This is a genomic window from Streptomyces flaveolus (genome assembly GCF_014648815.1).
Lineage (GTDB): Bacteria > Actinomycetota > Actinomycetes > Streptomycetales > Streptomycetaceae > Streptomyces > Streptomyces flaveolus.
This window is the reverse complement of the sequence record NZ_BMRV01000005.1, coordinates 170,868-183,582: the sequence shown is the minus strand read 5'-3', so window position 1 is coordinate 183,582 and position 12,715 is coordinate 170,868. Positions and strand designations below refer to the sequence as shown.

The 12,715-nt window shown below is 70.6% G+C and carries 14 protein-coding genes and 1 pseudogene; 1 reads left to right on the top strand and 14 read right to left on the bottom strand.

Annotated elements, in window-relative coordinates; translation table 11 throughout:
• Window positions 1-67: 67 nt before the first annotated feature.
• The 9 genes from tatA to IEZ05_RS14540 all read right to left on the bottom strand — a co-directional run bounded on the left by tatA (window position 68) and on the right by IEZ05_RS14540 (window position 7,545).
• Window positions 68-346: a Sec-independent protein translocase subunit TatA gene (gene tatA / locus IEZ05_RS14580; RefSeq protein WP_189230518.1), complete on the bottom strand. Its 279-nt coding sequence runs from the start codon at window positions 344-346 to the stop codon at window positions 68-70.
• 265 nt (window positions 347-611) lie between these two features.
• Entirely contained in the window at window positions 612-806 is a 195-nt protein-coding gene (locus IEZ05_RS14575) for a hypothetical protein (RefSeq protein WP_189230517.1), read from the bottom strand.
• A 49-nt stretch (window positions 807-855) separates the two neighbouring features.
• Window positions 856-1,089 (bottom strand): hypothetical protein, encoded by a 234-nt coding sequence (locus IEZ05_RS14570; protein WP_361577975.1) that lies wholly within the window; start codon window positions 1,087-1,089, stop codon window positions 856-858.
• A gap of 56 nt (window positions 1,090-1,145) precedes the next feature.
• Complete coding sequence (locus IEZ05_RS14565) at window positions 1,146-2,234, bottom strand: helix-turn-helix transcriptional regulator (RefSeq protein ID WP_189230515.1); 1,089 nt, start codon at window positions 2,232-2,234, stop codon at window positions 1,146-1,148.
• A gap of 18 nt (window positions 2,235-2,252) precedes the next feature.
• Complete coding sequence (locus IEZ05_RS14560) at window positions 2,253-3,206, bottom strand: helix-turn-helix transcriptional regulator (protein WP_189230514.1); 954 nt, start codon at window positions 3,204-3,206, stop codon at window positions 2,253-2,255.
• A gap of 126 nt (window positions 3,207-3,332) precedes the next feature.
• On the bottom strand, window positions 3,333-3,704 hold the full coding sequence (locus IEZ05_RS14555) for an FKBP-type peptidyl-prolyl cis-trans isomerase (RefSeq protein ID WP_189230513.1): 372 nt from the start codon (window positions 3,702-3,704) through the stop codon (window positions 3,333-3,335).
• A 58-nt stretch (window positions 3,705-3,762) separates the two neighbouring features.
• Window positions 3,763-4,764 (bottom strand): FKBP-type peptidyl-prolyl cis-trans isomerase, encoded by a 1,002-nt coding sequence (locus tag IEZ05_RS14550; RefSeq protein ID WP_189230512.1) that lies wholly within the window; start codon window positions 4,762-4,764, stop codon window positions 3,763-3,765.
• 150 nt (window positions 4,765-4,914) lie between these two features.
• Window positions 4,915-6,276: a Pup--protein ligase gene (gene pafA, locus IEZ05_RS14545; protein ID WP_052837743.1), complete on the bottom strand. Its 1,362-nt coding sequence runs from the start codon at window positions 6,274-6,276 to the stop codon at window positions 4,915-4,917.
• Window positions 6,277-6,285: 9 nt separating this feature from the next.
• Window positions 6,286-7,545, bottom strand: a complete 1,260-nt coding sequence (locus tag IEZ05_RS14540; protein WP_189230511.1) for an MFS transporter — start codon at window positions 7,543-7,545, stop codon at window positions 6,286-6,288.
• Between the two features lie 107 nt (window positions 7,546-7,652).
• Between IEZ05_RS14540 and IEZ05_RS14535 the strand changes: the two genes are divergently transcribed.
• The gene (locus IEZ05_RS14535; RefSeq protein ID WP_189230510.1) at window positions 7,653-8,663 is read left to right on the top strand and encodes a LacI family DNA-binding transcriptional regulator; all 1,011 of its coding nucleotides are present in this window, start codon (window positions 7,653-7,655) and stop codon (window positions 8,661-8,663) included.
• Between the two features lie 63 nt (window positions 8,664-8,726).
• Here IEZ05_RS14535 and prcA read toward each other — a convergent pair whose 3' ends face one another.
• From prcA to dop, 5 genes and pseudogenes are all read right to left on the bottom strand, one after another.
• The gene (gene prcA, locus IEZ05_RS14530) at window positions 8,727-9,482 is read right to left on the bottom strand and encodes a proteasome subunit alpha (RefSeq protein ID WP_189230509.1); all 756 of its coding nucleotides are present in this window, start codon (window positions 9,480-9,482) and stop codon (window positions 8,727-8,729) included.
• 65 nt (window positions 9,483-9,547) lie between these two features.
• Window positions 9,548-10,393, bottom strand: coding sequence for a proteasome subunit beta (gene prcB / locus IEZ05_RS14525; protein WP_189230508.1), 846 nt, complete (start codon window positions 10,391-10,393; stop codon window positions 9,548-9,550).
• Window positions 10,345-10,470: pseudogene (locus tag IEZ05_RS37195) on the bottom strand (endonuclease VII domain-containing protein); the annotation flags it as partial. The pseudogene IEZ05_RS37195 and the gene prcB, both read right to left, overlap by 49 nt.
• A 129-nt stretch (window positions 10,471-10,599) precedes the next feature.
• Window positions 10,600-10,818 (bottom strand): ubiquitin-like protein Pup, encoded by a 219-nt coding sequence (locus tag IEZ05_RS14520; protein WP_016325855.1) that lies wholly within the window; start codon window positions 10,816-10,818, stop codon window positions 10,600-10,602.
• 178 nt (window positions 10,819-10,996) lie between these two features.
• A complete protein-coding gene (gene dop / locus IEZ05_RS14515) occupies window positions 10,997-12,508 on the bottom strand; it encodes a depupylase/deamidase Dop (protein WP_350719022.1) in 1,512 nt (503 codons plus the stop codon).
• Window positions 12,509-12,715: the final 207 nt, after the last annotated feature.

The following is a 12,715-nucleotide window of genomic DNA, read 5'->3' as shown; positions in this document are numbered from 1 at the left end:
TTGCGGGCAGACTTGAGCAACCCACATCCTCATCTCGTGCGGCGGGCCGGTCGCCACCGGCCCTGCGTCAGCGCTTGGTCGTGTCCGTCGGCTCGGTGACCGGGCGCGAGCTGGTCACGTCGCCGGGGGCGGCCTGGATGGTGCGCTGCGCCGCGGCCTGCTCGGGGTTCGGCGGATCGGCGGGGGCGGCGGACTTGTTCTCGTCCTTCATCGCCTTCGCCTCGGACTTGAGGATGCGCGCGGACTTGCCGAGCGAGCGTGCCATGTCCGGGAGCTTCTTCGCGCCGAACAACAGGATGATGACGACGAGAATAAGAATGATCTCGGTAGGTCCGAGCCTTCCCATAAGTCTTTACCTTCTCACCGAGGCGGCTGGGTGGGGTGCTGTCCGACCCGTCGGACAGGTGTCCGACCGACCGTGTTGTGCAGCGATCGTAACGCTCTGGGGTAAACGTGAGGCAATCCCCGTGCGTACTCCCGTCCGCGTCCGGGCCTCGTTTTCCGGACCGCGATCAGCAGCGTACCTTCCGGGACCTGCGCGGTGACAGGGCGGAGTCATACGGAACGCGACGGGCGTCACCCGTCGGGTCACTGCCGGAATGCGGCAGGGTTCACAGGGCGTCCACGGAGCGGGCGGCGCTCTCCGCGGCGCGTTCCAGGTCCGCGGCGGCCCGGTTGATGCGGGACGCCGAGTCCGTCACCTGCCGGCCCAGCCGCTGTGCCTCGACGAACACCCGTACAGCGAACACCGCAAGAACGGCGAGACCCAGGAAACCCACGGCAATCGCGAACATCGGCCAGAACATGACGCCGAGCCTAGACCGTCCCGCGGGCCGGCCGTGCACCGCCGGTCGGTCACACGGTGGAGTGCAGCCGCAGGGTCCTGACTCCGCCGCCCGTGAGCAGCTCCACGATCCGCTCCCCCGCGGGCTTGCGGACGGCGGACCCGCACTCGGGGCACGTGAACGAGTAGAACGTGGTGCGGCTCGTGGCGCCGATGGCCAGGCGCAGGGCGCTCGCGGCGAGTTCGAAGCGGCCCCGGCAGTCCGGGCAGCCGGCCCTGAAGACGACCGGGGAGACACGTCTCATGCCGGCGAACGCGGACGCCGCCGTCACGCCCGGCAGACCGGGCCCCGTCGCCTCGCTCACAGTGCCCGCTCCTGCCCGTCGTGCCCGGTGCCCGGCCCGTCGGGCACCGCCTGCCCCGCCGTGGTCTCCTGTGCGGGCTCCGCGCCGTGCGCCGCGACGGCCTCGATCCCGTCGTACGCCGCGAGCGCCTCGCGGGCGGCCTGCCGGGCGCTGCCGGCGAGCTCGGGCGGGGACACGATCCGGCCGTCGCGGCCGAGCCGGAGCGCCAGCCGCCGCAGGGACGCCGGGTCGGGCGTGCGCAGGGTGATGCGCAGGCCGCCGTCGGGCAGCTCCTGCGCGCTGTCGTGCGGGTAGTACTCGGCGACCCAGCGCCCGCCCGGGCCGACCTCCACGACGACCTCGGGGTCCTCGGCGGCGGGCTGCACCAGCGCCTCGGACAGGTCGCGCAGCTCCACCTCCGGCGGTGCGGCGGGCTCGTCGAGGATCCGGATCTCGGCGACCCGATCGAGCCGGAAGGTGCGCCGGGCCTCGGAGCGGCGGCACCAGGCCTCCACGTACGTGTGTCCCACGCTGACGAGACGGATGGGGTCGATCTCGCGCTCGGTGAGCTCGTCGCGGGCCGGGGAGTAGTAGCGGATCCACAGGCGCCGGCGCTCGGAGATCGCCCGGTCGACGTCGGCGAAAACACCGCCCTCGGACTCGAAGGTGACGGACAGGCGCGAGCTGGCGCCCGCGGCCTCACCGGCCGCCGTCTCCACCTTGGCGGTCGCCCGCAGCAGCGCCTGCCGGTCGCTCTCGCGCAGGCCGGGCAGGGTCGCCACCGCGCGGGCGGCGACGAGCAGCGCCGTGGCCTCGTCGGCGGCGAGTCGCAGCGGCTCGGCGGCGTCCGCGCCGAGGGCCGCGGGGTTGTGCCACCAGATGCGCTCGCCGTCGGTGTCGATGTCGAGCAGATCGCCGCCGCGGAAGCTGGTGCCGCACATGGGCAGCACGTCGAGGTCGGAGACCAGTTCGTCCTCGGTGATGCCGAAGGCGCGGGCGACGTCCTCGACGCGGGCGCCAGGGCGCTCGCGCAGATACGTCACCAGGGACAGCATCCGTCGGGTCTGGTCGATGGCGTTCACGGGCCTGACCGGTTTGCCTGCCACTGTGTTGTCCGCTCCCCCTCAGCCCTTGGCCACGGCACGCAGCCGGTCCACCACGTCCGCACGCAGCTCCGCGGGCTCCAGGACCACGACGTCCGGCCCGAACTCCACCAGCCAGGCGTCCAGGCCGTGCCCGTACGGAATCTCCAACTCGTCCCAGCCGTCGCCGAGTTCCCGCACGGCGGTGGCCTTCGCCCGCAGGGGGTACCCCGCGCCCGCACGCAGCCGGATCAGCGCGGAGCGGTCGGCGGTCTCCCCCGCCCAGCTCGCGACCGTCTCACGGACGGTGACGACGTCGGGCACGGGAGCGGTGAACCGCGCCCCGCGCGAGCGCACCTTGCCGGTGATCCGCGACAGCCGGAAGACCCGCTCGGCGCCGCGGTCGCGGTCGAACCCCGCCAGGTACCAGTGGCCGCGCCAGCACTCCAGGGCCCACGGCTCGACATGCCGGGGCTCGGGCTGCGCGGCGTTGGCCTTGCGGTACTCGAAGAGGACCGGCCGGCGGTCGCGGCAGGCCAGCATCAGCGGCTCGAAGGCGGCCTCGTGCACGGGGATGCGCGGCTCGAGAGCGCTGTGCGCCTCGTACGGGTCGACGTCCTCGGGCAGCCCGGCGGCCCGCAGCTTCTGCAGCGCGCCACTGGCGGCGCCGGCGAGCCTGGCCTGCTGCCAGACCTTGGCGGCGAGCCCGAGGGCGGCGGCCTCCTCGGCGTCGAGGGTGATCGGCGGCAGTCGGTTGCTGTCGCGGCGGGCCAGGTATCCGATCTCGCCGTCGAGGCCCTCGACGGTCTCGATGACCAGGCCGAGTTCCCGCAGGTCGTCCTTGTCCCGCTCGAACATGCGGTTGAAGGAGTCGTCGGATCCCGCCTCGAGGTAGGCCTCGATGGAGTCACGCAGCTCGCGCTTGCTGAGTGGCCGCCGCGTCCCGAGCAGACACAGCGCCAGGTTCATCAGCCGCTCGGCCTTGGCAATGGCCATCGACGCCCTTCTCCCTATGGTGCTTACGACGGATGACCGTACCGTCCCGCGGTGGCGCGGCAAAAGCCGAGGGCCCATGCCCGACCAGGCATGGGCCCCGAATGACCGGCTCCGATCGGACGTCGGTCAGACTCCGAGCAGATCGACCACGAAGATCAGCGTCTCGCCGGGCTGGATCGCCGGGGTCGGGCTCTGGTCGCCGTAGGCGAGGTGGGCGGGGATGGTCAGCTGGCGGCGGCCGCCGACCTTCATGCCCTGCACGCCCTGGTCCCAGCCCTTGATGACCCGGCCGCCACCGAGCGGGAAGCGGAACGGCGTACCGCGGTTCCAGCTGGCGTCGAACTCCTCGCCCGTGCTGAAGGCCACGCCGACGTAGTGGACGGTCACGGTCTGACCGGCCTGCGCGACCGGGCCGTCGCCCTCCCAGATGTCCTTGATCTCGAGGTCCGCCGGGGGCTCGCCGCCCGGGAAGTCGATCTCGGGCTTGTCGATGCTCACGTGTCTAGCTCCTGCTTGTCTGCGAAAAGGCAACGCCCAAGTCTTACATCCCCGTGGGTCACATCTTCGCGAGGATGTCGACCGAGAAGACCAGCGTCGAGCCCTTCTCGATGCCGCTGCCCTCCGGCGGGTTGTCGCCGTAGCCCAGGTCCGGCGGGATGACGATCAGGACGCGGCTGCCGACCTTCTTGCCGGTCAGGCCCTGCGACCAGCCCTTGACGACCTGCTGGAGCGAGAAGGACGTCAGCTGCTTCCTGCTGTACGTGGAGTCGAACTCCTTGCCGCCGTCCCACACCACGCCCTTGTACTGGACGAGCACGGTGTTCTGCGCGCCGACCTCGGGGCCGTCGCCCTCGATGACGTAGTCCGCCACGAGCTTCTTCGGCGCCGCCGTGTCGGGCACCTCGATGGAGGGTGCCGCGCCGTCGGTGTTGGTGCCGACCTTGGGCAGCGCCGCGTCGTCCTGCGGGATCTCCTTGCCCTTGGCGGAGCTCTTGGCGTTGAAGGTGTCCTTCACGTCCACCACGAACACCAGGGTGTCGGTGCCCTTGATGCCCGCCTGCTCGCTGCCCTGCTCGCCGTACCCGTAGGCCGGCGGGACGGAGAACTCGACGCGGCTGCCGGTCTTCTTGCCGGTGAGCGCGTACCGCCAGCCGTCGATGATGCTGCCCTGCGCCAACTGGATGACGATCGGCGTCTTGCGGTCGTAGGAGTTGTCGAAGACCTTCGCGCTGGCCCAGATCTGGCCCAGGTAGTCGGCCACCAGGAAGTCGTTCTCGGCGACCGCCTTGCCGCCGCCGGCGATCACCGTCTTCACCGCGAGGTCCTTGGACGGCTCGCCGCTCCCCTTGGCGACCGTCGGCTTCTCACCGAACTTCGTGCCCGCCGTGATCGCAGGCAGCGGACCGTCCACGATCTTCGGGGGCGGCGGCGTGGACGTGTCCGACGCCTGGGGCGTCGCGCTGTCGCTGGCCTTGCTCGAGCCGGAGTCCTCGTCACCGCATGCGGCGAGCGTGACCAGTCCGGCGGGAACGGCGATGAGGAGGGAGCGTCGGCGCACGGTGGGGGCCTCGTAATCGGTGTCGGTCGATCTTGTCTGCTGACGTGCGCGCAACTCTACGGCGTGAGAAGGGCACCGTACGGATAACGTACGGTGCCCGTGTGGCGTTCCGGACCCTTCGGGTACGGGCGCCTTCTCGGTTCGTCCCGGTCACATTCCGGCGATCAGCTTCTCCACCCGGTCGTCCACCGATCGGAACGGGTCCTTGCACAACACGGTGCGCTGCGCCTGGTCGTTGAGCTTGAGGTGGACCCAGTCGACGGTGAAGTCCCGGCGCTGTTCCTGGGCCCGCCGGATGAAGTCGCCGCGCAGCCGGGCCCGAGTGGTCTGCGGCGGAACGGACTTGCCCTCGAAGATCTTCAGGTCGTTGGCGACCCGGGCGGCCTGGCCCTTCTTCTCGAGCAGGTAGTACAGACCACGACGGCGGTGGATGTCGTGGTAGGCGAGGTCTATCTGCGCGACCCGCGGGTGGGACATGGTCATGTTGTGCTTGGCCCGGTACCGCTCGAGGAGCTTGTACTTCATGACCCAGTCGATCTCGGTGCCGATGCGGTCGAGGTCCTCGGCCTCGATCGCGTCCAGCGTGCGGCCCCACAGCTCCAGCACCCGCTCGACGGTGCCGGTGCGGATGCCGCGGCGCTCGCAGAAGTCCACGGCCTTCTCGTAGTACTCCCGCTGCACCTCCAGCGCGGACGCCTCCCGGCCGCTCGCCAGGCGCACCTTGCGCCGTCCGGTGATGTCGTGGCTGACCTCGCGGATGGCCCGGATCGGGTTCTCCAGGGTGAGGTCGCGCATCACCGTGCCCGCCTCGATCATGCGCAGCACCAGGTCGGTGGCGCCGACCTTGAGCAGCATGGTCGTCTCGGACATGTTGGAGTCGCCCACGATGACGTGCAGGCGCCGGTAGCGCTCGGCGTCGGCGTGCGGCTCGTCGCGGGTGTTGATGATCGGCCGGGAACGGGTGGTCGCCGAGGAGACGCCCTCCCAGATGTGCTCCGCCCGCTGGCTGACGCAGTACACGGCGCCGCGCGGCGTCTGCAGCACCTTGCCGGCGCCGCAGAGCAGCTGCCTCGTCACCAGGAACGGGATGAGGATGTCCGCGAGCCGGGAGAACTCCCCGTGCCGGGCCACCAGATAGTTCTCGTGGCAGCCGTAGGAGTTTCCCGCGGAGTCGGTGTTGTTCTTGAAGAGGTAGACGTCGCCCGCGATTCCCTCCTCGTGCAGGCGTCGTTCGGCGTCCACCAGGAGTCCTTCGAGAATGCGCTCGCCCGCCTTGTCGTGGGTGACGAGTTCGATCACGTTGTCACATTCGGGTGTCGCGTATTCCGGATGTGATCCCACGTCGAGATAGAGGCGGGCGCCGTTGCGCAGAAAGACATTGCTGCTACGGCCCCATGACACGACACGGCGGAAGAGGTACCGCGCCACCTCGTCAGGCGACAGGCGGCGCTGTCCCCTGAACGTGCACGTGACGCCGTACTCGTTCTCCAGCCCGAAAATGCGGCGGTCCATGACTGAACATTACGCCTGATGACCCGAACTGAAACGGGGTTCGACGGCACGGTTTGGATCATTTTCCGATGAAGCCGCAACCACCGCTGCCCGGGCGGGAGCTGCGAGGACCCGTCCCGTGCACGCCAGCACGAGCAGCGACACGGCCCCGGCCGCCCCCGGTACGGCGAAGCCCCACAGCGCCCCGCCCGCCTCGACGACCGGCCCGGTGAGGCCCGTGCCCACCGAGGCTCCCACGGTGAAGGTGGTCACCAGCCAGGAGAACGCCTCCGTCACCGTGCCCCGCGGCGCGTGCCGGTCCACCAGGACGAACGCGCAGGCGATGCACGGCGCGAGGAAGACACCCGCGACCGCGGTCAGCAGCACCATGGCGAAGGCGCCCGGCATCAGCATCAGCGGCAGGTAACACACCGCCAGAAGGGCCACCAGAAGCCTCAGTCGCCGAGCCGGGTCACCGGCCCACTGCCGGGCCCCGTAGACGGTCCCGCCGACCAGCGCGCCGAGCCCCAGGGCGGCCATCAGCCAGCCGTAGACGGCGTCACCGCCGTGCTCGTCCGCGTAGGGCACGGAGGCCACGGTGATGGACCCGAGAGCCATGCCGATGAACAGGAAGGCCCCCAGCAGCGCCAGCAGTCCGGACGAACGCAGCGCACCCAGCCAGTGCGCCTCGCGCGGAGCCGACCGCCACGCGCGCGAAGGGGGCGACACGACCACGGACAGGGCGCCCAGCACGCCCACGGCGTTCAGCACGAGCAGTGCCACCAGCGGCGACCACAGCGACACGCACACCGTCACGAGCAGCGGCCCGACGGTGAACATGACCTCCTGCGCCACGGCGTCCATGGCGTACGCCGAGTGCACCTGCCCCTCCTCCCGGAGCACACCCGGCCACAGCGCCCGCAGTCCGCCCTCCAGCGGGGGCGTGAACAGTCCCGAGGCGCCCACGGCCGCGTACGCGAGCGCCGCCGGCTCGGTCCCGGCGAACGCGAAGACGGCCATCGCCAGCCCCGACAGCACGGCGGCCGGCAGCTGCACCCGGGGCTGCCCGTACAGATCGACGAGCCGTCCCAGCACGGGCTGCCCGACCGCGTTGGCGACCCCGTACACGGCGGCCAGTGCCCCCGCGAGGCTGTACGAGCCCCCCTCGGCCCGCACGAACAGCACGATCGCGATCGCCGCGGTGGCGTTGGGCAACCGCCCCACGAGCGTGCCGACGAGCAGCCGTACGGCGTGCCGCGCCCGGAGAATGTCCAGGTATCCGGCGACCACGACCCACCCCCTTCGCATGAGACCTCGACGAGGTTTTACGTATAACTTCCGTCGTCATACGTACCATGTCGGCTGTTCACGAGTCCAGACGAAAGCGCAGGCGAACGGTGGCACGAGGCAGCACCCGCCCCACCAGCCGGGACGTCGCCCAGGCCGCCGGCGTCTCCCAGGCCGCGGTCTCCCTGGTCCTCGGCGACAAGTGGCGCGGCCGGGTGTCGGAGCCCACCGCCCAGCGCGTCCGGGAGGCCGCCCACGCGCTCGGCTACCGCCCGAACCTCGCCGCCCGCAACCTCCGCCTCGGCCGCACCCGCACGGTCCTGCTGGTCGTCCCGGCGCTGACCACCGAGTTCTTCGCAGGCGTCTACACCGGCGCGGCACGCGTCGCCGCCGAGCACGGCTTCGGAGTGGTCCTCTACCCCTCCCCCGAGGGCATCGGGCCCGCCCGGGACCCCTTCGCCTCCGCACAGGCCGCCCTGGACGGCGTCATCGCGTCCTCCATGGCGGCCGACGCGCTCTCCGCCATCCGCGGCGACCAGCTCCCGCTGGTCATGCTGGACAGCGACCCGGAGGGCAGTCTGGGTGCGGCGACGGTCAACCTGGACATCGCGGACGCCGTCCGCCAGATCGCGGAGCACCTGCTGCTGCTGGGCCACCGCCACTTCCTGCACCTCGCGGCGGACGTCCCGTCCTGGACGTTCGAGGTCCGCGCGCGGGAGCTCGCGGCACGGCTGGACGCCGTCCCCGGCACCACGCTGCGCACGGCCAGGGCCCCGATCTCGATCGAGGACGCGCGGACGGCCACCGAGGCCGCGCTGGCGGGGCCGGGCCCCCGTCCGACGGCGCTGGTCTGCGACGACGACAAGCTGGCGGTCGGCGCGTACAAGGCGGCCCGCCGCGCGGGGCTCCGCATCCCCGACGACCTCTCCGTCACGGGCCTGGACGACCTCGGCCTGGCCACGGCCGTCGACCCCGAGCTGACGACGGTCCGCCTGGACGCGGAGCTGTTCGGCGAACGGGGGATGCGGGCGCTGCTGGCCGTCCTGGAGGGCGGGGTCCCCGAGGCCGGCGACATCCCCGTCAACCTGGTGGTACGGGGCTCCACGGCGCCACCGCGGTGAGCGCGGGGGAACACGCGCAGGCCGCCGCGGGCATCCCACGGCGGCCGACGGCGACGGGGCGGACTACTCCTCGGCCCCGTCCTCGTCCTCGGACGCGGTCTTCGAGGCGGCCCCGGCGGCTCCTCCGTCCAGGAGCCGCGACAGCTGGCCCCCCACGACCCGCTTGAACTTCCGCTTCTGCGGCCGCGTGCGGTCCAGGACGGCGACCTCCAGCCGCTCCGCCGGGATCTCCCGCTCACTGCCGTTGGTGTCGCGGGACAGCGCCTGCACCGCCAGCTTCAGCGCCTCGGCCAGCGTCATGCCGTCGCGGTGCCGCTGGTCCAGGTACCCGCTGATCTGCTCCGCGTTGCCCCCGACCGCGACCGAGCCGTGCTCGTCCACGATCGAGCCGTCGTGCGGCAGCCGGTAGATCTGGTCGCCCTCGGGGCTGTCGCCGACCTCGGCGACGACCAGCTCCACCTCGTACGGCTTCTCGGCCGAGCTGGAGAAGATCGTGCCCAGCGTCTGGGCGTACACGTTGGCCAGGCCCCGGGCCGTCACGTCGTCACGGTCGTACGTGTAGCCGCGCAGGTCGGCGTACCGGACGCCGCCGATCCGCAGGTTCTCGTACTCGTTGTACTTGCCGGCGGCCGCGAAGCCGATCCGGTCGTAGATCTCGCTGAACTTGTGCAGCGCACGGGACGGGTTCTCGCCGACGAACACGATGCCGTCGGCGTACTGCAGCACGACCAGGCTGCGGCCACGGGCGATGCCCTTGCGGGCGTACTCCGCCCGGTCGGCCATCGCCTGCTGGGGTGAGACATAGAACGGCGTCGACACCGGTTATCCGTCCCTTTCTGTCGAAGTCACTGGACCACCTGTCATCAACACGGTGAGGCCCGGCGCTACAGCAGCGCGGCCCGCGGGCCGTCGGGCTGCTCCAGCCGCCGGTCGAGGACCGATCGGGCGAGCTGGGAGCTCTCGTCCTCGGTCAGCCGGCGGAAGCCGTCCTCGGTGATCACAGTGATGATCGGATAGATCCGGCGCGCGACGTCGGGACCACCGGTCGCCGAGTCGTCGTCCGCCGCGTCGTACAGCGCCTGGACCACGAGCGTCGTGGCCTCTTCCTCGCTCAGGTCCTCACGGAAGAGCTTCTTCATCGCCCCGCGCGCGAAGATCGATCCCGATCCCGTGGTCGCGAAGTGATGCTCCTCGGAGCGCCCGCCCGTCACGTCGTACGAGAAGATGCGGCCCCGGCCGCGGTCCACGTCGTACCCCGCGAACAGGGGCACCACGGCCAGCCCCTGCATCGCCATGCCCAGGTTGGAGCGGATCATCGTCGACAGACGGTTCGCCTTGCCCTCCAGGGACAGCTGCGCGCCTTCGACCTTCTCGAAGTGCTCGAGCTCCAGCTGGAAGAGCTTCACCATCTCCACGGCCAGACCCGCCGTGCCGGCGATGCCCACCGCGGAGTACTCGTCGGCCGGGAACACCTTCTCGATGTCCCGCTGCGCGATCATGTTGCCCATGGTCGCCCGCCGGTCACCGGCGAGCACGACGCCGCCGGGGAAGGTCACGGCCACGATCGTGGTGCCGTGCGGCGCCTCGACCACGCCCTGGACCGGCGGCAGCTGCCGGTTGCCCGGGAGCAGCTCCGGCTGGTGCTCTCCCAGGAAGTCCATGAACGAAGAGGACCCAGGCGTCAGGAAGGCAGCTGGTAGACGCCCGGTGCTACGAGTGTTGGCTTCCACGCGATTCCTTCCACGTATGCGTCAGCTATGCCACGGACCCTACCCGCCCTGCGGCGGTGATCCACATACTCGGCGGGAACCACGGAACGAACACCTTGGCCCCCCGTTGTGTGCCGCGCGCGGCACGGGCATGACCCGCACCGCGCGCGACATCTCTCGTTCTGCTCGTCCGTCCCTCGGGCCTGTGCGACGAGGGGGGAACAGGCCTACTGGCCACCCTTCTGCACGAAGGAGCGCACGAAGTCCTCGGCGTTCTCCTCGAGGACGTCGTCGATCTCGTCCAGGACGGAGTCCACGTCGTCGCTGAGCTTCTCCTGGCGCTCCTTGAGGTCCTCGGACGCCTGCGCGTCCTGCGCCTGCTCCTCGACCTCCTCGGTGGAACGCGTGGCCTTCTGCTGCCCGCCGCCGGTGTCCTTGGTCGCCATAACCCTCACCCCGCTCGGTTCGCCCGACACAGTTGCTCGGTCAAGATCAGACCCTACAAGCCGGGTCCGACATCGGCCCCGCAGTTTCTCCAACGTGCGGGGGCCATCTCGATGGTTCCCGGACCCGGTGACTTTCACCCTGTCCGGCGGTCTTCTCCCGTGTACCCGCTCGGCGCCGTCACCCGCCGGACAGGACCCTGACCAGGTCGTCCGCGGTGCGGCAGCGGTCCAGGAGCTCCTTGACGTGATTACGCGTTCCGCGAAGCGGTTCCAGGGTTGGGACCCGCTGGAGGGAGTCCCGTCCCGGCAGATCGAAGATCACCGAGTCCCAGGAGGCCGCCGCGACGTCGTCCGCGTACTGCTCCAGACAGCGTCCGCGGAAGTACGCCCGGGTGTCCTCCGGAGGCTTCGTACGGGCCCGCTCGACCTCCGTCTCGTCCAGCAGCCGCTTGATGCGGCCACGGTCCACCAGCCGGTTGTAGAGGCCCTTGTCGGGCCGTACGTCGGCGTACTGGAGGTCGACGAGGTGCAGCCGGGCGGCATCCCAGTCCAGATCGTCCCGGCGCCGGTAGCCCTCCATGAGCTCCCGCTTGGCGACCCAGTCGAGTTCGCCGGCAAGGCTCATCGGGTCGTTCTCGAGCCGGTTGAGGGTGTCCTCCCAGCGGCCCAGGACGTCCTTGGTCTGCTCGTCGGCGTCCGCTCCGTACCGCTCCTCGACGTACTTGCGCGCCAGCTCGAAGTACTCCATCTGAAGCTGCACCGCGGTGAGGGTGCGCCCGCTGCGGAGGGTGATCAGGCGCTGGAGGGTCGGGTCGTGCGAGACCTGGTGGAGGGTGCGTACGGGCTGGTCCACGGCCAGGTCGACGGCGATGAAGCCGTCCTCGATCATGGACAGGACCAGGGCCGTCGTGCCCAGTTTCAGATAGGTCGAGATCTCGGACAGGTTCGCGTCGCCGATGATCACGTGCAGACGGCGGTACTTCTCCGCGTCCGCGTGCGGTTCGTCGCGCGTGTTGATGATGGGCCGCTTCAGCGTCGTCTCCAGGCCGACCTCGACCTCGAAGTAGTCGGCGCGCTGGCTGAGCTGGAAGCCGTGTTCGTGCCCGTCCTGGCCGATGCCGACGCGGCCGGCGCCGGTGACGACCTGGCGGGAGACGAAGAAGGGCGTCAGGTGGCGCACGATGTCCGAGAAGGCGGTCTCCCGCTTCATCAGGTAGTTCTCGTGCGTGCCGTAGGAGGCGCCCTTGTTGTCGGTGTTGTTCTTGTAGAGGTGGATCGGCTGGGCGCCCGGCAGCTGGGCCGCCCGCTCGGCCGCCTCGGCCATGATGCGCTCGCCCGCCTTGTCCCACAGCACGGCGTCCCGCGGGTTGGTGACCTCCGGAGCGCTGTACTCGGGGTGGGCGTGGTCGACGTAGAGCCGTGCTCCATTGGTGAGGATCACGTTGGCCAGGCCGATGTCCTCGTCGGTGAGCTGGCTGTTGTCGGCGGCCTCCCGGGCGAGGTCGAAGCCTCGCGCGTCCCGCAGCGGGTTCTCCTCCTCGAAGTCCCAGCGAGCCCGGCGGGCCCGGTGCATCGCCGCCGCGTAGGCGTTGACGATCTGGGACGAGGTGAGCATGGCATTGGCGTTGGGGTGACCGGGGACGGAGATCCCGTACTCCGTCTCGATGCCCATTACTCGCCGTACGGTCATGCGGCCCTCCTTGCCCGGCGGCGCCCTCGGTCGTGGGCGCCGCTCACGTGGCGCTCCGGTGCGTGTGCGGTGCCCGTCCCCGCACTGCGCGACTCGGCGGTACGGAAGAGCCTAGAACGCCTTTGCGCTGGTGGGGAGATCATTTGCGTCATTGCCTTGCTCCAGCCGTGGCCCCGAAAAACAGTCGGCTGCGGGTACCCACTGAGG